The following is a 19,526-nucleotide window of genomic DNA, read 5'->3' on the forward strand; positions in this document are numbered from 1 at the left end:
TCTTTTTACAATATTTTACACAATTATTGCATTTTTGATTTTACATACTTGTTTGTAACATAAAGCTGTCCGATAAGGTACACCACGCCTGCCGTGAGCAAAAGCGTTTTAACCTGCAAAAGTCCGCTCATCATAAAAATTACTGCAGTTACGGCTGTAAGAAGATATGCCCATAATTTTGAAAATCTGTTAAAGCATAAAAACCACAAAATAAGTGCAACGACCGTCAGAGCACAGGTTGAGATTATCCAAAAGGTTTCCATAATCGGCTTTGTAAAACCGCCCTCAAGCACGCCGATGTTAATTCCCATAAGAAAAATACTGCAATACTTTCCGATTCTTTCTATGTAAAGCATAGCCCTGTTATCAAAAATTGTTCTGTCTATTCTGTTGCTTTTTATATAGACGATGTCGGGTACAAGCAAAGCAATTGCAAAAGCAAGTCCGTACCAGTTAAAAAGATTTGTACTGAAAAAGTCCATAAGTTCACTCCGTTATTTATTGTTTTCGTGGTATTCACAAAATTCTTTCGTTTTGCTCCAATACTTTATTCCCCAGTTTTCAAAATTCCACTCTTCCATATAATCGTTACATTCGTAGTCGATGTACCACAAAAGTCCGTTGTTTAAAATGAAATTTGTCGGGAAATAATCTATGTTAATTCCTTTTGGATTCAACAATCTGCACATTTCACGAATCTGCTCAATATATTCGGGTTTCATCTCATTCTGCAAAACAAGCTCATATGCGGTTTTGCCGTCAACGTAATCTTTAAGAATCCTCTCGTTTTCTACATCGCAGTCAATAAGCTTCGGCAGTCTGAGCCCGGCATTTTTCAGCCGTTCGTAATCGTTAAGCTCACTTTGAATTTTGTCGTCGAAGGTATAGTATGAACACGGCTCGTGGTGAATCTGCTTTAAAACATAATTGTGTTCTCCGTCTGACACAAGGTAGGAATAACCGCCCTTGCCTTTTCCGAGAAGCTTAATGACGGCAAAAGCTTTTCCGTTCACACTCATAGTATCCACAAGAACACCTCCGCACATATTACCGTATTATTTTATCACAGCTAAAGTTTGGGTGCAAGTTTTAAATTCTTTATGTGTAATGAACAAATGCTAAAATAAGTACATTCGATAAAATAAAAAAGCGTGGATTTATAAATTTATTTTCCCATGCGGCAATTTATTACAAATTTGTTGTTGATTTTCTTATTAAAAAAAAGTATGATTAGGATATATAATTCTGCGCAAATGCCACAGATGTGACATTTGATGCCCGCTACAATTGAATAACAACTTTTAACACACAGGAGAAGATTTATTTGGAAAAGAAAAAATTCAGAATCAGCGGAAAGCTGATATTTAATCTCGCTGTTGTGGCAATCTCGATTTATCTGATCATCTACTTCTTTGTTTCGGAGGACGGTCTGATCGACTTGCTCAAAAAGCCTGACGGCTGCAATATGCTGATTGTCCTTGCGGCTTTGCTGATTTATGATTTGAACATCCTTGTTGACGCTGTTGTCACGCTGATATATGTGCGGTCAAAATATAAGGATTTCAGTTTTATTGAGGCTTTGAAGGTCGCATTTGTCGGAGTATTCTTCAGTGCGATTACACCGTCAAGTACAGGCGGACAGCCTATGCAGCTTTACCTTATGTCAAAAAAGAACATAAGCGTAGGTTTCGGTTCGGCTTGTATGACGCAAAAGTTCATTGTGTATCAGATAGTAATGACCGCTGTCAGCGTTATTGCTGTTATCACAAGGTTCAACTATTTCAGTGATGCTTTTACAAACATCTGGTCAACACTTTTCATTATTTTCGGATTTACCGTTCAGCTTGCAATGACGGCTTTGTTCCTGCTTGTTTCGTTCAGCCGTAAGGTTACAAACAAGCTCATCAATCTTATTTATAAGATTATGAAAAAGTTCAAGTTCATTAAAAATCCAGAAAAGAAGGTTGAAAGACTTCACAAAGAAGTTGATATGTTTCACGACACAAACAAACAGCTTTTTTCAAGCGTAAAACGGCTTGTTGTGATTTATGTGCTTGTATTTATACAGGTGCTTTTAATTCTTTCAATCCCGTATCTCATCTATATTTCATTTGGAATGGCTCCGATTGCAAGAGCGGCAGGTCAGCCGACACTTTCGTTCTATGATTCAATCTGCATTCAGTCATTCGTGCTGTTCACGGCAAACCTTATCCCGCTCCCCGGTGCATCGGGCGGTGCGGAGCTTGCATTCACAATGTACTTCGGTTCATTCTTCAAAATCGGTGCAATAAGCAAAATCAAGCCGGCAATCCTTATGTGGAGATTCATTACATACTACGGAGCAATCCTGATTTCTGCCCCGTTCTCCTACTTTACAAAGGGCAAACGGCGTGACGATGAAATAAAACAAATTGAAGAAGAACTTGAATCGGAAATGGAAAATAAAAAAACGGAAGAAAAAGTAACTCAGTAGTATTTTCATAAATATCTCTTTCAAAAAACGGAGCAGACTGCATTTCGTCTGCTCCGTTTTTTGCTGTATGACAAACCATTAGCCATTTTTTACGGTCAATTGTTGGGAACAATTTGTAGCGGCGAACCGTGTTCGCCGCTACAGTATATCATCAAACATTCTGTTTAAGGCAGGTTTTCAGGTCATCTTCTGCGTTGCTGATTGGACGCAAGCCGAATGTTTCTGACAAATACTGCAACACATTCGGGCTTAAAAATGCAGGGAGTGTCGGTCCGAGGTAGATATTCTTTATTCCGAGGCTTAAAAGTGCCAGCAAATCGGCAACCGCCTTTTGCTCATACCACGAAACAATCAGCGACAACGGCAAGCCGTTTACATCTGTATCAAACGCATCGGCAAGTGCTACGGCAATGCAGATTGCGGAGTAAACATCGTTGCACTGACCGATGTCGAGTAATCTCGGCAAGCCATCGATGTCACCGAATTCGAGCTTGTTAAAGCGGTATTTTCCGCAGGCAAGCGTCATAATTATGCAGTCTTTCGGCACATTTTCGGCAAATTCAGTGTAGTAATTTCTGCCCGGTCTTGCACCGTCACAACCGCCGATAAGGAAAAAGTGTCTGACTTTTCCGCTTTTGACGGCCTCGACAATTTTATCGGCATATGAAAGCGTAGCGTGATGACCGAATCCCACAAGAATTTCGTGCGGTTCAACATCTTCCTTAAAACCTCCGAGTTCAATTGCCTGCTGAATAATTTCGCTGAAATCTTTGTCGCCGTTTTCCTTTTTGCCGATGTGCTTAACGCCCTCCCAGCCGACAACATTTGTACTGTAAATTCTGTCTTTGTACGAATCTCTCGGCCGCATAAGGCAGTTTGTCGTCATAAGAATACAACCGGGGATATTGTCAAACTGCTTTTGCTGATCTTGCCATGCACCGCCGAAATTGCCGATAAGATGCGGATATTTTTTTAAACCGTCATAGCCATGACACGGCAGCATTTCGCCGTGAGTATAAACATTTATGCCCTTGCCCTTTGACTGTTCAAGGAGCATTTCAAGGTCTTTTAAATCGTGACCCGACACAATAATAAACGGACCTTTTTTGATGTGAACATCAACCTTGTGCGGTGACGGATTGCCGTAGGTTTCAGTGTTTGCTTCATCAAGTTTTTTCATAACTTCAAGAGCATTTTCACCCGTTCTCATCGTCATTCTGATAAGCTCCTCAACCGTGAGCGAATCATCCGTTGTCGCCTCAAGTGCAGTGATGTAAAAATCGTCAACCTGATCGCTGAAATAGCCGAGTTCACGAGCCTGATGACCGTAGGCACTTATGCCTTTGAGGCCGTAAACAATTGTCTGTCTTAAAGAGCGGATGTCGGGGTCAAGCGACTTTTCGTACATAATTCCCGCAAGCGGTGCGTCTTTGAGCATTTCCGACTTTGTTTCGGGAAGATTGTAGGTTGCGTGCAGAGTATGATTTTTGATTTCGCCCACAACTTCACGAAGTTTTTCCTTGATTTGCTGAGATTCACGCAAAAGCGACACATGCACATCGGCATCAAAGTTTACATTCGTCAGCGTTGTAAAAAGGCTGTTTTCCACAAAGCGAACAATGTCCTTGTCAATGTGCTGACCTTTTTCAATAAGCACCTTGCCGTAACAGCTTATGCCCTTCAGCTGAAAGATAAGTAAATCCTGAAGATTTGCAATTTCGGGAGTTTTTCCGCAAACACCGAGCCGTGTGCAACCCTTTCCGTTCGCAGTCTGCTCACACTGATAGCAAAACATCTCATAACCCAAGTCCATATTATTACTCATAAAAATTACCTCCGAAACATTCTGCAAATATTATCTGCAAATTTTCGGAGGTTTATTCTTAATTTGGATTTTTAATAAACACTGAATGAAGTGCTCTCACTCTGACCGCCGCCTGAAACGGTTATCGGATAAGTTCCCGATTTTGTTCTTGTGCCGACTTTCCAAGACCACGATGCGTTGCCATTGCTGTCGGAAGTAACATCTTCAAGTCCGCTTGCCGTTGATATTCCGCTGTTATACACAACTGTGATTGAATATGTTGTGTTTGGAGCGCCGTGAATACTAACGCTCGCAAACGAACCTGCACCTACGCTTGATGTAACATTTGTAAATTCGAGCGTTGTTTCAGCCTGTGACGACTTATCCTCATGCTTTTCTACAACCTTTTTTACAGGTTTTTTAGTGGGTTTCTGAGTAGGTTTTTCTGTAGGCTTTTCAGTCGGTTTCTCGGTGGTCAGCTCTTCCGTTGTAGGTTCTTCGGTTGTCGGCTCTTCCGTAGTCACTTCGGCAGTTGTTTCGTCTTCAAAAACAGACGAAACAATGTCATCAACAGTATTGCTTGACTCTGATGCTTGGGAACATCCCGAAAATGTAAGGAGCAATCCCAGTGTTACCGCAACAGCTAATGTTCTAAATTTTCTCATCTATTGTCACCTCATACAATTATTTTATTTAATAATAGTACAATTTGTTTTATTTGTAAAGAGCTTTTTGTGCAAATAATCAATAATTGTTATTTTTTAGAACATAACTGTGTAAAAAAAGAACAGCCAAAAGGCTGTTCTAAAAAAATGTATTAGATTTTTATTTTAAAGATTTGCGAAAACCTTTGTACCTTTATTCTTAATCCAATACCAGATTGGAAGGCTGATGAGGATAAAATAAAATGCTGTGCAGGCGAGGAAAATTTCTGTCAAAATTTTGATTTCAAAGCTGAGAAGAACCGAATACGCAATAACAGGCACACACACGGCAAGGACTGAAATCAACAATGAAAGCATAACGCTTGCACTCTGTTTTACTGCCTCAGCGGTTGTATTCCAGTCAAGCTTTGGCTTTTTCAGGTCAAACATAAGTCCGAGAAGTCCCGAGAACAACGAGAAAATTATCGGAATAAGAATTGTGATAATAATATTAACCGGTTTCATTCCGAGCATTATTGAGAGAACAACCGAGGGTACAAGTGAAACAACACCGTTTACAATAAAGTGCAGTTTCAGCTTTTGTGTAAGCACCTGCAACGATGATACAGGAAGCGACTGCATAAGCCAGAGGTTCTTTGCCTCCATTGAAATTGATGCCGCAGAAATCGGTCCAACTGCAATAACGAATGAAATTATCAGCGGAAGATATACTGAAATAATGTCGGTAAATTCACTCGGAAGTGTATTCACCATATTGAACTGGAACACCGCATAAATTGTTCCGCCTACCATAATTAACGCACTGAGTCCGCTGTTAAGCATATAGGTTGCGTTGCCTGTGAACATCATTCTTTCTTTGCGTAAAAGCGCCTTTGATGCAGAGCTTACTTTCAAAGTTTTCTCTTTATACACGGCTTTCTTCGCACCCTTTTTCGCTGTTGCAAGCTTTATGAAGCTGTGAGAAAGCACCGCATAAACAACTGCAAAGAATGCAATAATTACGACAGCAACACCAAAAAGCGGCAACAAGTCGCCCGATGCGCCAAGTCCTGTGAGATAAAGCGGATATGCACTGTCCATTATATTTGCACCGATACCAATTGAATTTGCAGCGAGTGCTTTTACAAGGTCCTCTGCCTGATAATAAAGGTAAAAATACAGTGCAAAGAAAACAAGTGAAAATACGATTGTCACAACATTTTTATGTCTTGTCCTTGATGTTACAAATGCAATCAGCCAGCCGAGAATGCACGAAACGCTCAGGCTTAAAAGCGGAACTAAAAGCAGAATCACAATCTGACTTACTACAAGCGAAGCCGAAACAGACGCATTTGTTGCATAGGCCGCAAAAGCAGGGACCTGTACAAGTGCACAAAAGAGAAGATTTTGTGCATACAGTGGCAACATTCTGCAAAAGAGAATACTGCGAGGCGGAATAGGCATTGAAAGCAAAAGTTCATTATCCTTTGCCTCATAAAGCTGTGAGAGCGAAAGGAAAATACAGCCTATTGTGCTGATTACAAACGACGCACCCATAACATAGAGAAAATACAACCAACTGAATCCCGATGTTGCAAGCATAGATGCCATCATTCTGAATATATTGTAGAACATAAATGCAAATACAACACCGACAAAAGCGAGAAGAGCAAGATAAACAGCCGGTGAGTTAAACGAACTTTTTTTGCCGTTCTTTTTCTTGTTTGACGAATTTGCGGTGTACCGTGCAAGTGCCTTTTGAAATTGGAGTTTAATTAAGGTTTTAAGCATCTTTCTCCTCCAGTTCAAGGAATACATCTTCAAGCGAATCATCGCCCTTGACCTCATCCATTGTACCCGACTTGATAAGTTTGCCGCTTTTGATGATAGCAACCTTGTCGCAAAGCTTTTCGGCAACTTCAAGCACATGGGTTGAGAAGAAAATCGCACCGCCTTTATCGCACATCTCTCTCATCAAAGCTTTGAGAAGGTGGGATGATTTTGGGTCAAGACCTACAAAAGGTTCATCCATAATGATAAGCTTTGGGTTATGTATGAGTGCGGAAACAATTGCAAGTTTTTGTTTCATACCGTGAGAATAGCCGTCAATTGTCTGAGCAAGTGCATTTTTAATTTCAAACATTTCAGCATATTTACTGATTCTTGCCTGACGGTCAGCCTGGCTGATTCCGAAAATATCGGCAATAAAATTGAGGTACTTAATACCTGTCATAAACTCATACAAATCGGGATTGTCGGGAATGTAAGCAATTTTGCGCTTACATTCGAGAGGTTTTTCTTTTACCGACACACCGTCAACATAGATTTCGCCCTCGTCAAAGTTGAGAATTCCACAGCAGGATTTGATTGTTGTTGTCTTTCCTGCACCGTTGTGTCCGATAAAGCCGTAAATCTCGCCTTTTTGAATATGAAGTGATAAATCGTCAACAGCCTTTTTGTCACCGTATTTTTTAGTTAAATGTTCTATTCTGAGCATGAGCGCTCCTCCTATAGCCAAATAAATTAAGCAAATTATACTACACGAAATATTATTGTGTCAATATATTATAAAAATCCAACAAGTTTGAATTACAAACCAATAAATCTGCGAATTTTGGATAACAGAAACCATTTTTGACGAAATATAAAGTCCGTTGGAATATTTTGCATTACGAATCATCTTGAATATATGCAGGAATGATTTATAATATTATTACAGATTATTTTTTGGAGGTTCATCTTGGCAAAGTTCAAAAGAAAATATACACTCGGGGAAGAAATTTTCAACTCTGTGTCACACGGAATCGGTGCAGGTCTGTCGATTGCGGGAACGGTTGTGCTTATCGTTACGGCGGCAATCCACACAAATGCGTGGGGTGTTGTGAGTTCGTGCATCTACGGTGCATCACTCATCATACTCTACACAATGTCAACTCTGTATCATTCTTTCACAAATGAAAAGGTGAAAGCGTTTTTTCGGATAATGGATCACAACACAATTTTTCTGCTGATTGCAGGAACATACACACCGATTACTCTTTACTACCTCAACGGTGTGACCGGTTGGATTCTGTTCGGAATTGTGTGGGCATCGGCAATTTTCGGAATAGTTATGAACTCAATCAACCTTGAAAAAGCAAGGATTCCGTCAATATTCTGCTACATCGGAATGGGTTGGGTAATAATCTTTGCAATAAAACCGCTTATGGAGCATATGCCGTCAATTTCGGGAATCTTCCTCATCATCGGCGGAATATTCTACACGGTGGGAATTATATTTTACGCAATTAAAAGGGTAAAATATTTTCACTCGATATGGCACTTATTCACGGTTGCGGGAAGTGTGTTCCATTACTTTGCAATTCTTCTCGGATTTTTCCGTATTTAACGGAAGCGAAAGCTGACCGCATAAAAATCCGCAGGTAAATCTTTCACACGCAAAAAAATGGGCTGTCGTAAAACCTTTTGTTTTACGACAGCCCTAAATTTTATAAAAGATTTGTTTAGTTTACGGGAACGCCTACGGAAACCTCTCTTACAGACAGAGCTTCCTTTGGAAGTGTGTACTTCTGCTTGTAAGCCTTGTAATCTGCGTTGTACTGAATATCATCGGAATTTTTGAGTTCGTGAAGATATTCGTGTGCGTCGTAGCCGTTGCGATTGATTTCAATAACACCGATTGCAATGTTTGAGCAATGGTCGGAAACTCTCTCAATATTTGTGATAAGGTCAGAGAATACAAAACCGAGTTCGATTGTACAGGTACCGTTAGTAAGACGCTTAACATGGGCATCTTTAAGCTTGTCACGCAGGCGGTCGATAACCTGCTCAAGCGGTTCAACCTTTGAGGCAAGTGCAAGGTCATTATCAACAAAAGCAACAGTAGCGTTGTTGATAATTTCACGAAGTGCGTCAACCATAACGGCAAGACCTGCTTTCGCCTCTTTTGAGAACGAAATGTTCTTTTCGTGAATTTCCTGAGCAACCTTTACAATGCTTACCGCATGATCGCTGATACGCTCAAAATCACCGATTGTGTGAAGAATGAGCTGAATAGTTTTGTTGTCGTCAGCCGAAGGCTGTTTGGAACTGAGCTTTACAAGATATGTTGAAATAACATCCTCGTAGGAATCAATCATATCTTCGTTTTCATGAATTGTTGCCGCAACCTTTTCGTCATAATGGTCAACAAGTTCAAGTGCGCCGAGGAGCGTACCCTCAGAAAGACGAGCCATTTTTTCAGCAAGTGACTTTGCACGCTCTGTTGCAACAGAGGGAGTGTTGAGAAAACGCTCATCAAGGAACGGAACATCCGAATCCTCGTCCTTGTCCTTGATTGTAAGGCAGGCAAGCTTTTCAAGATACTTGTTGAACGGAAGAAGAATTGCAGTTGCAAGCAAATTGAATGCTGTGTGGATAACCGCAATGTTCTCGGGACCTACGATATCATTAAGGAAACCATAGTTGATAAAGAGGTTAGAACCGTAGAACAATGCACAAATTACGAGTGTGCCGATAATATTGAAGTAAAGATGTACAAATGCGGCACGCTTTGCGTTTTTCTTTGCACCGATACAGGAAATAAGTGCGGTTACGCAAGTGCCTATATTCTGTCCCATAACAATCGGGATTGCCATTGAATAGCTGATTGCGCCTGTTTTGGACAATGCCTGCAAAATACCGACAGAGGCGCTTGAGCTTTGTATAATTGCCGTCAGCAATGCACCGGCAAGAATACCGAATACAGGGTTGTTAAAGAGTGTGAGGAAGCCTGTGAATGTCGGATCATTCGAAAGCGGTTCAACAGCCGCACTCATCTGATCCATACCAACCATAAGAATACCGAATCCGAGGAAAATTGTGCCGAGATGCTTCTTCTTTTCCGAATTGCAGAACATAAGAAGAATAATTCCTACAAAGGCAAACACGGCAGAGAAAGACGACGGCTTTAAAAGCTGCATAACCAAACTATCGCCCTCGATGCCCGAAAGGCTGAGAATCCAAGAAGTGATTGTTGTGCCGACATTGGCACCCATAATAATACCGATTGCCTGGCGGAGCTTCATAATTCCAGAGTTTACAAAGCCGACAACCATAACGGTTGTTGCCGAAGAGGACTGAATCACCGCAGTAACCGCCGCACCGAGAATGAATCCTTTCATGGTGCTGTTAGTCATTTTTTCCAGAGTTTTTTCAAGCTTACCGCCGGAAAGACTCTCAAGACCGTCGCCCATTGAATTCATACCGAACAAAAAGAGCGCCAGACCGCAGAGCAGTTGTAAAACCATAAACAAATCCATAAATACATACTCTCCTTTATCATCAATAATATTAAACTAAAGTCATAGGATTGTCAATGAATTGTAAAGAATTTGTAAAGTCTGAAAGCTTGGCGAATATCTTTGAAATTTGTCAAAACGGAGTATTTTTTATGTGAGATTCGTAAAAGCACATTGCGTGGACAATAAAAAAACGACACTGCACAACACAGTGTGCGCAGTATCGCTTAAAATTTGTTTTGTTTGTAAAATAATGTAAACAGACTTCACATCAGAACCTTGCGGTAAATGTTGTTCCCTGTTCACTGCTTTCAAGAGAAATCTCTCCGCCGTGTCTTTCTGTAATGTGCTTAACAATTGCAAGTCCAAGACCCGTGCCGCCTGTTTCCTTTGAACGGCTCTTGTCAACACGGTAAAAGCGTTCAAACACACGCTTGTGGTGCTTTTCGGGGATACCGATTCCCGTGTCGGCAACTTTAACAAACGGATGTTCATTATCATCGCCCGTTATGATTTTTACCGAACCGTTTTCACGGTTGTAACGGATTGCATTGTCACAAAGATTGTAGATAAGTTCGTAAATCTGATTACGGTTGCCGTTTATGACGGCAGTTTTTGTATCAACAGTAATTGTAATTCCGTGCTTTTCGGCATTTGAACGGAGATCCTCAGCAACCTCGACCGCAACCCCTGCAAGGTCAACAGGGGCAAATTCTTCATCACTGAATTTTTCATCAAGCTGTGAAAGCTCCATAATATCGCTTATAAGGGAGAGAAGTCTGCCCGATTCCTTGTGAATTTTATTTGCAAAATTCGGGATATCATCGGGCTTTACAAGACCGCTTGCAATGATTTCCGCATAGCCCGAAATTGAAGTCAACGGAGTTTTCAGCTCATGCGTTACATTTGCCGTAAATTCACGGCGCATTTTTTCAGCCTTTTTCTTAGCTGAAACATCAATAATAAGACAGATTGCACCGTTTTTTTCGCCGTTTGAATAAACAGGATTGGTGATAATCTGCAATGCTCTTCCTTTTACGGTTGTGTCGCCGTTTTTACTCTCGCCCGAAAGAGCCTTGTCAACGCAATCGTTAAGAACTTCGTTGCGTGAAAACGCAATCAAAGTTTTGTCGGTAACACCGTCATCATCGGCACCGAGAAGCTTTGACGCCGAATAATTGCTCATAAGCACCTTTTTGTCAACATCAATAAGAATAAAGCCCTCCGCCATATTTTCGATAAGCGTTGAAATTTTATCCTTTTCAAACTGCAGTCTGCGCATCTGACGCTTGATTTGTCTTTGCTGGCTTGCAATTTTCTGTGCGAGCGGCAAAAGCTCATCATACGGCGAGCCGTTGCCGTTGTCCGCCATTTCCTTAATCGGTTCAATGATTTTCTTCGTGGAGCGCTTTGCCAGAACTGTGCATACGACAAATACACCTATCATAATTATAAGAATTGACGGAATAACAAAAAGAAAAATTCCGTAAATGCTGTCAATTGTCTTTGCAACACGGATTACAGAACCGTCTGCGGTTTTTTCTGCATAGTAGTATGTTATTTTGTTCAAAGTTTCCGACATTCTGTGGCTTGAACCGTTGCCGTCCTTGATTGCCTGTTCAAATTCGGGGCGGTCGCTGTGATTCGGCATAGAACTAACATCTGTGTCAACACTGTCGGATACGACCGAACCGTCACTTTTTATGAGAGTAACACGAAAATCGCCTATCCCGTAATATTTTGAAAGGTCGATTTCGCTGTCGGAATTATAAACGCCGATGATTTTATCGGTATATTGCCGAACCTCTGCCTCCTGTTCATCGGAGAACACAAACCAGAAAGCGGCTGTTGAAAAAACAGCCGTCAGAAGAATGGACACCACAGCGATAACCGAAAAGTTTTTTAAAAGCTTTTTACTCAGTTTCACTTTATTCCCCCGCCTTATATCCGACATTTCTCACGGTTTTGATAAGGTTTCCGCAGCTGCCGAGTTTTTGCCTGAGGGTTGTAATGTGCATATCAACCGTTCTGCTCTCGCCCTCAAAATCATATCCCCACACATTGAGAATGATATTTTCACGGGTAAGCGCCATACCTTTATTTTTGAGAAGATACTTTAAAAGTTCGTATTCTTTGAAGGTGAGGTTACATTCCTCACCGCAGCTTGTTACAATGTGCTTGGAATCGTCAAAAACAATCTGACCGAGCTTTATTACATCCTGTCTGTCATCAACAGAACATCTGCGGAGGATTGCACGGACTCTTGAAATAAGCTCAAGGACTGAAAAAGGTTTTGTAATATAGTCATCGGCACCCATGTCAAGGCCTTTGACCTTGTCCATTTCACTTCCCTTAGCGGTAACAAGGATAACGGGAACATTTTTTGTCACAGCGTCCTTACGCATTTTTTCAAGCACGGAAAGTCCGTCAAAATCGGGTAACATAACATCAAGAATTACAAGCTGAGGAATTTCGGCTGTACAAGCCTTAAAAAAGCTTTTGCTTTCACCAAAGCTCTGAACCTCATATCCGCTGCTTTTCATAGCATAAGATTCAAGCTCTCTGATATCGGTATCATCTTCAACAATGTAAATTAACATCTAATACTCTCCCTCAACAAATGTGTATTTAAATGCACCGCAAAGGGGCGCCTGCACTTAAATTAAAATCGGAACATCCGCCATAATTATAGACTTTTTTTGCAAAAATGTAAAGTTTAATAAAACAAAAATCAGGAGCATACAGCTATGCTCCCGTTTGTTAAGCAAAATATATCAGTCGGACAAATCGCAGCTGCCTGTAATTGAAAAAGCAACCCACTCTGCAACATTAACCGCATGGTCTGCAATTCTTTCAAGATACTTTGCAATCATAACGATATCGAGAGCCTCTGAGCCGAGTTCCTTATTCTTATGAATGAGTTCAACCGTTTCATTCTTTGAACGGTTAAAAAGTTCGTCAACGATATCATCCTGACGGGCTACCTTTTTGGCAACCTCAATATCGCTCTTAACAAAAGCGTCAATAGCCTCCGTTACCATTTTTGAGGCATTGTCTGCCATTTCCAAAATGTGAGTAAGATTGAACACCTGCTTTTTGTCCTTGATGTAAACAGACACTTCCGCAATATCAACTGCCTGATCGCCGATTCTCTCAAGGTCGGTAATCATTTTGAGTGCGGCGGAAACATATCTGAGGTCGTGTGCAACCGGTGCCTGATGAAGAAGAAGGTGCAGACATCTGCTTTGGATGGATTTTTCCGCCTCGTTAATACGATTTTCGTGTTCTCTTGCGATATCAAGCAAATCTTCGCCGTCAACAATCATCTTCATTGTATTTTTGATTGCCTGTTCAACAAGACCGCCCATTTCAATAAGGCTGTCGTTAAGCTGTGTAAGCTCTTTATCAAAATATTCTCTCATTAGCCAAACCTTCCCGTAATGTATTCTTCGGTACGCTTATCCTGCGGATTTGAGAAAATTGCGTCGGTTGAATTACATTCAACCATTTCACCGAGTAAAAAGAACGCTGTTTCATCTGAAATACGCAAAGCCTGCTGCATATTATGTGTTACCATAACGATTGTATAATCATTTTTCAGTTTAAGGCAAAGCTCCTCAATTTTACCCGTTGAAATAGGGTCAAGCGCAGAGGTTGCCTCGTCCATAAGCAGAACTTCGGGTTTTACGGCAAGTGCTCTTGCAATACAAAGTCTTTGTTGCTGACCGCCCGAAAGACCGAGAGCGCTCTTTTTGAGCCTGTCTTTAAGCTCATCCCAGATTGCGGCGTCACGCAAGGATTCTTCAACAATCCGGTCAAGTTCTTTCTTGCTTTTGATTCCGTGTGTGCGAGGACCGAAAGCGATGTTATCGTAGATGCTCATCGGGAACGGATTGGCTTTCTGGAACACCATACCAACCCTTTTGCGGAGAATATTTACATCCATATCTCCGTAAATATCCTCGTTGTCAAGGCGAATGTCGCCTGTTATCTTACAACCCTCAACAAGGTCGTTCATTCGGTTGAGCGACTTTAAAAGAGTTGACTTACCGCAGCCTGACGGACCGATGAAGGCTGTGATTCTGTTTTTCTTCATACGGATATTTACATCCTTTAACGCATGAAATTTTCCGTAGTAAAGATTCATGTTTTCTATGGTAAATTTATCCATTGTAAAATAATTATCCTTTCCTGTTACTTCTTGTTGTTTCCAAGTTTCTTTGCAACAAATGCCGAGAGTGTATTGATTGCAAAAACAAGTACAAGAAGTACAACTGCGGTACCCCATGCCTGATCTGTATGAAGTCCTTCATTGGTAAGTACATACATATGAACAGCAAGTGACCGTCCCGAATTGAGAGGGCCTGCCGCATAGCCTGTTGCCGAACCGTAAGTATAAATAAGTGCGGCTGTTTCGCCAACTATTCTGCCGACAGCAAGAATGATTCCGGCAAGAATACCGGGCATCGCACTCGGAAGAATAATTCTCATAATTGTTCTGAGCTTGCCCGAACCGAGTCCGTAACTGCCCTCACGGTATGAATCGGGAACTGTGAGAAGTGCCTCCTCGGTTGTACGCATAATTGTGGGAAGCACCATAATTGCAAGCGTAAATGCACCGGCAAGAAGTGAATAACCCCAGTTAAGGGCATACACAAAGAAAAGCATACCGAAAAGACCGTAAACAATTGACGGAATACCGGCAAGGGTTTCTGCCATTGTTCTGATTACCTTAACAAGCTTGTTGCCACGCTTTGCATACTCTGCAAGATAGATTGCCGCTCCCACACCGAACGGTACGGAAATTATAAGGGTTACAAGCGTAAGAACAATTGTGTTGATAATTGACGGCATACACGATACATTGTCGCTGTTGTACTCAAGTGAGAACAGCTCTGGTGTAAGATTCGGAACACCTCGCACAAGAACATAGGCAATGATAAATATGAGAGCCGCCGCAGAAAGTGCCGCCGCAAGACCTACAAGAATGAGCAGTACAAGTGAAAGGGGCTTTCTTTTGTAGGCTTTCATTCTCTGTTTAAACGATACTTTGTTGATTGCCTTAATCTGTGACACATCAACCAAAGCGGCATCGTTTTTTATGTTATCGCTGTTAGCCACGCTTTTCACTCCTACTCTTTATAGCCTGCATTGAAAGTGTGATGAGCAGAACAAATACGAACAGAACAACACCCGTTGCAATAAGTGCCTGACGGTGCAAGCCTGTTGAATAACCCATTTCAAGAACAATGTTTGCGGTCAGGGTACGAAGTCCGTCCGTAACACTGTGCGGAATCTGAACCTTATTGCCTGCAATGAGTACAACTGCCATTGTTTCGCCCAACGCTCTGCCTATGCCGAGAACAACTCCTGCAAGAACGCCTGATTTTGATGCCGGAAGAATTGTCTTGAACACACTTCTTTCCTTTGTTGCTCCAAGTGCCAGAGCACCTTCGTAGTAGCTTTCGGGAACTGCTCTGATTGCCGACTCCGACACACCGATGATTGTCGGAAGAATCATAACTCCGAGTACGATTGACGCCGCAAGCCAGCTTGAACCGTCACCGCCGAAGTTATCACGGATGAACGGTACAACTACTATAAGTCCGAAGAAGCCGTAAACAATTGACGGGATGCCTGCCAAAAGCTCTGTTGCCGGTTTAAGCACCTTGTAAAGCGGTGCAGGGCAAAACCTTGCAAGAAATACTGCTGTGAGAATTCCTATCGGAACACCGATTATGATTGCTCCCGCAGTAACATATATGCTTGCGATAATCATATCAAAAATTCCATATGATGCAGGCACATTCGTAGGCGCCCATTTCTGTCCGCCTACGAAATCAAAGAAGCCTATTTCTGCCATTGCAGGAACACCGTTACAGAATAAGAATATACAGATTATGACAACCGCCGCTATACTTGTTACAGCTGTGAGGAAGAAAACTCCCTGCATTGCCTTTTCACGAAATCTGTTTAATCTCATTTAATTATGTCACTCCAAACAGTTGTTTCACCTGTGTAAATTGATTTTACCTGATCCAGTGTGAGGTCATCACATGTGTTTGCATTGTTTACGATTACTGCGATACCGTCTTTTGCAATTGTTTCAACCTTGAGTGCGCTCTTTTCCTCATCTTTAAGGTCACGAGACGCCATACCGATATCACATGTACCGCCCATAGCCGACTGCATACCTGCCGATGAGTCGGATGTCTGGATTTCAACCTTAGCGTTTGTGTTTACCTTCTGATAAGCCTCGGCAAGCTTTTCCATTACAGGTGATACCGAAGAAGAACCTGCTACGCTGATTTTGCCTGACGGCTTCTTACCGCTGTATGCGGCATTTTCCGAAACTGTTACATAACCGTTGTCCGAAACAATCTTCTGACCGTCTGAGCTCATTATGTAATCAACAAAATCCTGAGCAACATCGCTGAGCTCGCCCTTGTAAGCAATGTTGAACGGACGGCTTACTGCATAGTCGCCTGACTTTACATTATCGGCTGTTGCCTCAACACCGCCGATTTTAAGAGCCTTTACCGTATCGTTGAGTGAACCGAGTGAAATGTAACCGATTGCCGCCTCGTTATCCTTTACATTTGTGATAACAGCCTCTGTACTGTTGATTGTTACAGCCGAAGTTGTTGTGTTGTCTGTCTTGTTGTCGCCGTCCTTAACAAGAACGCCTGTAAGCTCTGTGAATGCGTCTCTTGTGCCTGAGCCTTCTTCTCTTGTTACAACAGAGATTGTTTTTGATGCGTCAAACTTTGCGGCATCCGAACCTGCGTCGGATGAACCGTTTGATGAAGAGCTTGCACCGCCGCAGCCTGCAAATGCAGAAACTGCAAGAACACCGAATAATGCTGTTGTCGTAATTTTTTTAATCATAGATTTCATTTGAATTTTCTCCTTAAATTCATATCATTTGTGTACCTCTTTCGTACAACATCAGTCTATGACTGTTTTGTAAAATACGCTGTTTGTCAATTGTAAAAAGAGTGTAAATAAAAATATAGGTTTTGTATGCTGAAATAAATTTTTACAAATTTGCGTGACAAAGCCTTTTTTTTGTGGTACAATATTACAGAAGTGTGCAGGATGTAAAATAATTCCTGCAAATTTTCAAAGTGAGATTACATTCTGTTTACAGAGAAATATTATTTCAAGGAGGTCATTTTAGTGGCTGAAAACAAAATCCCATACAAAATATACCTTGACGAAAGCGAAATCCCGACAAAATGGTACAATGTTCGTGCAGATATGAAGAACAAGCCTGCACCGCTTTTAAATCCTGCAACACTCAAGCCTATGACACACGCAGACCTTGCTCCCGTGTTCTGTGATGAGCTTATTGACCAGGAGCTTGACGATACAGACGCATACATTGACATTCCGGAAGAAATTCAGAACTTCTATAAAATGTACCGTCCATCCCCGCTTATAAGAGCATATTTTCTTGAAAAGGCTCTTGACACTCCCGCAAAGATTTACTACAAATTCGAGGGCAACAACACAAGCGGAAGCCACAAGCTCAACAGCGCAATTGCTCAGGCTTATTACGCTAAAAAGCAGGGACTTAAAGGTGTTACAACCGAAACAGGCGCAGGTCAGTGGGGTACTGCCCTTTCAATGGCTTGTTCATATTTCGGCCTTGACTGCAAGGTATTTATGGTAAAGGTTTCATACGAGCAAAAGCCTTTCAGAAGAGAGGTTATGAGAACCTACGGTGCAAGCGTTACTCCGTCACCGTCAACAACAACGGAAGTCGGCAGAAAGATTCTTAAGGCTCACCCCGGTACAACAGGAAGCCTTGGCTGTGCTATTTCTGAGGCTGTTGAGGTTGCAACTCATACAGACGGCTACCGTTATGTACTCGGAAGTGTGCTTAATCAGGTACTTCTTCATCAGTCCGTTATCGGTCTTGAGGCAAAGGCGGCGCTTGACAAATACAATGTAAAGCCTGACATTATCATCGGCTGTGCAGGCGGCGGTTCAAACCTCGGCGGTCTTATCTCTCCGTTTATGGGTGAAAAGCTCCGTGGCGAAAATGACTACAAGTTTATCGCTGTTGAGCCGGCATCATGCCCAAGCCTTACAAGAGGTAAGTTTGCATATGACTTCTGCGACACAGGTATGATTTGTCCTCTCGCAAAGATGTACACACTCGGCAGCGGATTTATTCCGTCAGCCAACCACGCAGGCGGACTTCGTTTCCACGGTATGAGTTCAACACTTTCTCAGCTTTACCATGACGGTCTTATGGAGGCAAGAGCAGTTGAGCAGACAAGCGTATTTGCAGCAGCAGAGCAGTTTGCAAGAGTTGAGGGTATTCTCCCTGCTCCTGAAAGCAGTCACGCAATAAGAGTTGCAATTGACGAGGCTCTCAAGTGCAAGGAAACAGGCGAAGAAAAGACAATTCTCTTCGGTCTTACAGGTACAGGCTACTTTGATATGGTTGCTTATCAGAAGTATAATGACGGCGAAATGAGTGACTACATTCCGACAGACGCCGACCTTCAGCAGGGCTTTGACGGTTTGCCAAAGGTTGACTAATGCGAGTGTCTCGCACCCGGTTCGTGTAGACAGTTTCATTTTTCTAAAACTTATTATGCCCGAGCATTACTCGGCACGCACATAACTTTTCAGAATGCGAGTGCATTTTTAGAATTACATAAGAAAGAGGTCAGCAATGCTGACCTCTTTTCAACTGTATTATTTCGGTAACTGTATCTCATTTATACAGTTTATTTTCATCATAAATTTTCTGTCATTACTTGCGGGCGGATATCGTCCGCCCATACGGTTCTAAAAGAAAAATTACAAAAACAAAAAACGGTTGGATTACTTTTTTCGTAAATCCAACCGTTAATTTTTTTATTTGGTAATCTAAAATCCGAACTTATTCTCTGCCGGCACGAACGCTTGCGGAGGCAAGTATATACACAAAACCGAGGAGAATATCGGTTGCTATGTCGAACACTTCAATCACAAAAACAACCTGTCCGTTGACAACATTAAATATGATGTTAAGCACTCCGATAAGCACAAGCACTACTGCGAGTTTGCCCGAAGTTTTCAACAATTTTTGCATATCCGGCGGTGATGTCTTTTTTGAAACGGCTCTCAGTCCCATTGAACCTACTGCGAGCTTCAGCACCATTGAAACGGTAACAGTCACGATTAGCAGATAGTCGAATACCGATGCCGATCCGCCGTCAAATGACGGGATAATCGTATTAACCAGCTTGTATGCAACCAAAATTCCCGAAAATATAACTCCGAGAAACATTACAACTGCCGTTACTTTGATTTTTTCTTTCATAAGG

Annotated in this window: 18 protein-coding genes; 3 read left to right on the forward strand and 15 right to left on the reverse strand. The window is 41.8% G+C overall.

The window, feature by feature from the left end; translation table 11 throughout:
- Positions 1–23: 23 nt before the first annotated feature.
- Both RBATCC27255_RS03715 and RBATCC27255_RS03720 read right to left on the reverse strand, forming a co-directional pair.
- Positions 24–482: a hypothetical protein gene (locus RBATCC27255_RS03715; RefSeq protein WP_101028798.1), complete on the reverse strand. Its 459-nt coding sequence runs from the start codon at positions 480–482 to the stop codon at positions 24–26.
- Between the two features lie 12 nt (positions 483–494).
- Entirely contained in the window at positions 495–1,019 is a 525-nt protein-coding gene (locus RBATCC27255_RS03720) for a BUD32 family EKC/KEOPS complex subunit (protein WP_101028831.1), read from the reverse strand.
- 305 nt (positions 1,020–1,324) lie between these two features.
- Here RBATCC27255_RS03720 and RBATCC27255_RS03725 point away from each other — a divergent pair, with 305 nt between their 5' ends.
- A complete protein-coding gene (locus RBATCC27255_RS03725) occupies positions 1,325–2,473 on the forward strand; it encodes a lysylphosphatidylglycerol synthase transmembrane domain-containing protein (protein WP_169923241.1) in 1,149 nt (382 codons plus the stop codon).
- A 151-nt stretch (positions 2,474–2,624) separates the two neighbouring features.
- On the opposite strand, the gene hcp is transcribed toward RBATCC27255_RS03725, so the two are convergent.
- From hcp to RBATCC27255_RS03745, 4 genes are all read right to left on the reverse strand, one after another.
- The gene (hcp, locus tag RBATCC27255_RS03730; protein WP_101028800.1) at positions 2,625–4,298 is read right to left on the reverse strand and encodes a hydroxylamine reductase; all 1,674 of its coding nucleotides are present in this window, start codon (positions 4,296–4,298) and stop codon (positions 2,625–2,627) included.
- A 71-nt stretch (positions 4,299–4,369) separates the two neighbouring features.
- Positions 4,370–4,942 carry a hypothetical protein gene (locus RBATCC27255_RS03735; RefSeq protein ID WP_101028801.1) on the reverse strand — a complete coding sequence of 191 codons (573 nt, stop codon included), beginning with the start codon at positions 4,940–4,942 and terminating at the stop codon, positions 4,370–4,372.
- A gap of 165 nt (positions 4,943–5,107) precedes the next feature.
- Positions 5,108–6,712 carry a hypothetical protein gene (locus RBATCC27255_RS03740; protein ID WP_101028802.1) on the reverse strand — a complete coding sequence of 535 codons (1,605 nt, stop codon included), beginning with the start codon at positions 6,710–6,712 and terminating at the stop codon, positions 5,108–5,110.
- Positions 6,705–7,418, reverse strand: coding sequence for an ABC transporter ATP-binding protein (locus RBATCC27255_RS03745; RefSeq protein WP_101028803.1), 714 nt, complete (start codon positions 7,416–7,418; stop codon positions 6,705–6,707). The genes RBATCC27255_RS03740 and RBATCC27255_RS03745 overlap by 8 nt, the downstream gene beginning before the upstream one ends.
- Positions 7,419–7,661: 243 nt before the next feature.
- Here RBATCC27255_RS03745 and trhA point away from each other — a divergent pair, with 243 nt between their 5' ends.
- Positions 7,662–8,309, forward strand: coding sequence for a PAQR family membrane homeostasis protein TrhA (trhA, locus tag RBATCC27255_RS03750; protein WP_101028804.1), 648 nt, complete (start codon positions 7,662–7,664; stop codon positions 8,307–8,309).
- A 115-nt stretch (positions 8,310–8,424) separates the two neighbouring features.
- On the opposite strand, the gene RBATCC27255_RS03755 is transcribed toward trhA, so the two are convergent.
- The 8 genes from RBATCC27255_RS03755 to RBATCC27255_RS03790 form a co-directional block, all read right to left on the reverse strand.
- Positions 8,425–10,221: a Na/Pi cotransporter family protein gene (locus RBATCC27255_RS03755; protein ID WP_101028805.1), complete on the reverse strand. Its 1,797-nt coding sequence runs from the start codon at positions 10,219–10,221 to the stop codon at positions 8,425–8,427.
- 250 nt (positions 10,222–10,471) lie between these two features.
- Entirely contained in the window at positions 10,472–12,127 is a 1,656-nt protein-coding gene (locus tag RBATCC27255_RS03760) for a sensor histidine kinase (protein WP_169923242.1), read from the reverse strand.
- A 1-nt stretch (position 12,128) separates the two neighbouring features.
- Complete coding sequence (locus tag RBATCC27255_RS03765) at positions 12,129–12,800, reverse strand: response regulator transcription factor (protein WP_101028807.1); 672 nt, start codon at positions 12,798–12,800, stop codon at positions 12,129–12,131.
- A 174-nt stretch (positions 12,801–12,974) separates the two neighbouring features.
- Positions 12,975–13,622, reverse strand: coding sequence for a phosphate signaling complex protein PhoU (gene phoU, locus RBATCC27255_RS03770; RefSeq protein WP_101028808.1), 648 nt, complete (start codon positions 13,620–13,622; stop codon positions 12,975–12,977).
- Entirely contained in the window at positions 13,622–14,371 is a 750-nt protein-coding gene (gene pstB / locus RBATCC27255_RS03775; protein ID WP_015522687.1) for a phosphate ABC transporter ATP-binding protein PstB, read from the reverse strand. Before pstB ends, phoU begins: the two co-directional genes overlap by 1 nt.
- Positions 14,372–14,394: 23 nt before the next feature.
- A complete protein-coding gene (pstA, locus tag RBATCC27255_RS03780) occupies positions 14,395–15,231 on the reverse strand; it encodes a phosphate ABC transporter permease PstA (protein WP_101028832.1) in 837 nt (278 codons plus the stop codon).
- Between the two features lie 82 nt (positions 15,232–15,313).
- Positions 15,314–16,183, reverse strand: a complete 870-nt coding sequence (gene pstC / locus RBATCC27255_RS03785) for a phosphate ABC transporter permease subunit PstC (RefSeq protein ID WP_101028809.1) — start codon at positions 16,181–16,183, stop codon at positions 15,314–15,316.
- Entirely contained in the window at positions 16,180–17,097 is a 918-nt protein-coding gene (locus RBATCC27255_RS03790; RefSeq protein ID WP_101028810.1) for a substrate-binding domain-containing protein, read from the reverse strand. The genes pstC and RBATCC27255_RS03790 overlap by 4 nt, the downstream gene beginning before the upstream one ends.
- A 282-nt stretch (positions 17,098–17,379) precedes the next feature.
- Between RBATCC27255_RS03790 and RBATCC27255_RS03795 the strand changes: the two genes are divergently transcribed.
- A complete protein-coding gene (locus RBATCC27255_RS03795; RefSeq protein ID WP_101028811.1) occupies positions 17,380–18,753 on the forward strand; it encodes a TrpB-like pyridoxal phosphate-dependent enzyme in 1,374 nt (457 codons plus the stop codon).
- A gap of 346 nt (positions 18,754–19,099) precedes the next feature.
- On the opposite strand, the gene RBATCC27255_RS03800 is transcribed toward RBATCC27255_RS03795, so the two are convergent.
- Positions 19,100–19,522 (reverse strand): hypothetical protein, encoded by a 423-nt coding sequence (locus tag RBATCC27255_RS03800; protein ID WP_101028812.1) that lies wholly within the window; start codon positions 19,520–19,522, stop codon positions 19,100–19,102.
- Positions 19,523–19,526: the final 4 nt, after the last annotated feature.

The sequence above is a fragment of the Ruminococcus bromii genome (assembly GCF_002834225.1).
Lineage (GTDB): Bacteria > Bacillota > Clostridia > Oscillospirales > Acutalibacteraceae > Ruminococcoides > Ruminococcoides bromii.

Bases quoted from the DNA above. Each gene is read 5' to 3' on its own strand.
- RBATCC27255_RS03735 (WP_101028801.1), bottom strand. From the start codon at position 4,942: ATGAGAAAATTTAGAACATTAGCTGTTGCGGTAACACTGGGATTGCTC.
- RBATCC27255_RS03740 (WP_101028802.1), bottom strand. From the start codon at position 6,712: ATGCTTAAAACCTTAATTAAACTCCAATTTCAAAAGGCACTTGCACGG.
- RBATCC27255_RS03790 (WP_101028810.1), bottom strand. From the start codon at position 17,097: ATGAAATCTATGATTAAAAAAATTACGACAACAGCATTATTCGGTGTT.
- pstB (WP_015522687.1), bottom strand. From the start codon at position 14,371: ATGGATAAATTTACCATAGAAAACATGAATCTTTACTACGGAAAATTT.
- pstC (WP_101028809.1), bottom strand. From the start codon at position 16,183: ATGAGATTAAACAGATTTCGTGAAAAGGCAATGCAGGGAGTTTTCTTC.
- RBATCC27255_RS03715 (WP_101028798.1), bottom strand. From the start codon at position 482: ATGGACTTTTTCAGTACAAATCTTTTTAACTGGTACGGACTTGCTTTT.
- RBATCC27255_RS03720 (WP_101028831.1), bottom strand. From the start codon at position 1,019: ATGAGTGTGAACGGAAAAGCTTTTGCCGTCATTAAGCTTCTCGGAAAA.
- phoU (WP_101028808.1), bottom strand. From the start codon at position 13,622: ATGAGAGAATATTTTGATAAAGAGCTTACACAGCTTAACGACAGCCTT.
- RBATCC27255_RS03745 (WP_101028803.1), bottom strand. From the start codon at position 7,418: ATGCTCAGAATAGAACATTTAACTAAAAAATACGGTGACAAAAAGGCT.
- RBATCC27255_RS03765 (WP_101028807.1), bottom strand. From the start codon at position 12,800: ATGTTAATTTACATTGTTGAAGATGATACCGATATCAGAGAGCTTGAA.
- RBATCC27255_RS03800 (WP_101028812.1), bottom strand. From the start codon at position 19,522: ATGAAAGAAAAAATCAAAGTAACGGCAGTTGTAATGTTTCTCGGAGTT.
- hcp (WP_101028800.1), bottom strand. From the start codon at position 4,298: ATGAGTAATAATATGGACTTGGGTTATGAGATGTTTTGCTATCAGTGT.
- pstA (WP_101028832.1), bottom strand. From the start codon at position 15,231: ATGAAAGCCTACAAAAGAAAGCCCCTTTCACTTGTACTGCTCATTCTT.
- RBATCC27255_RS03755 (WP_101028805.1), bottom strand. From the start codon at position 10,221: ATGGATTTGTTTATGGTTTTACAACTGCTCTGCGGTCTGGCGCTCTTT.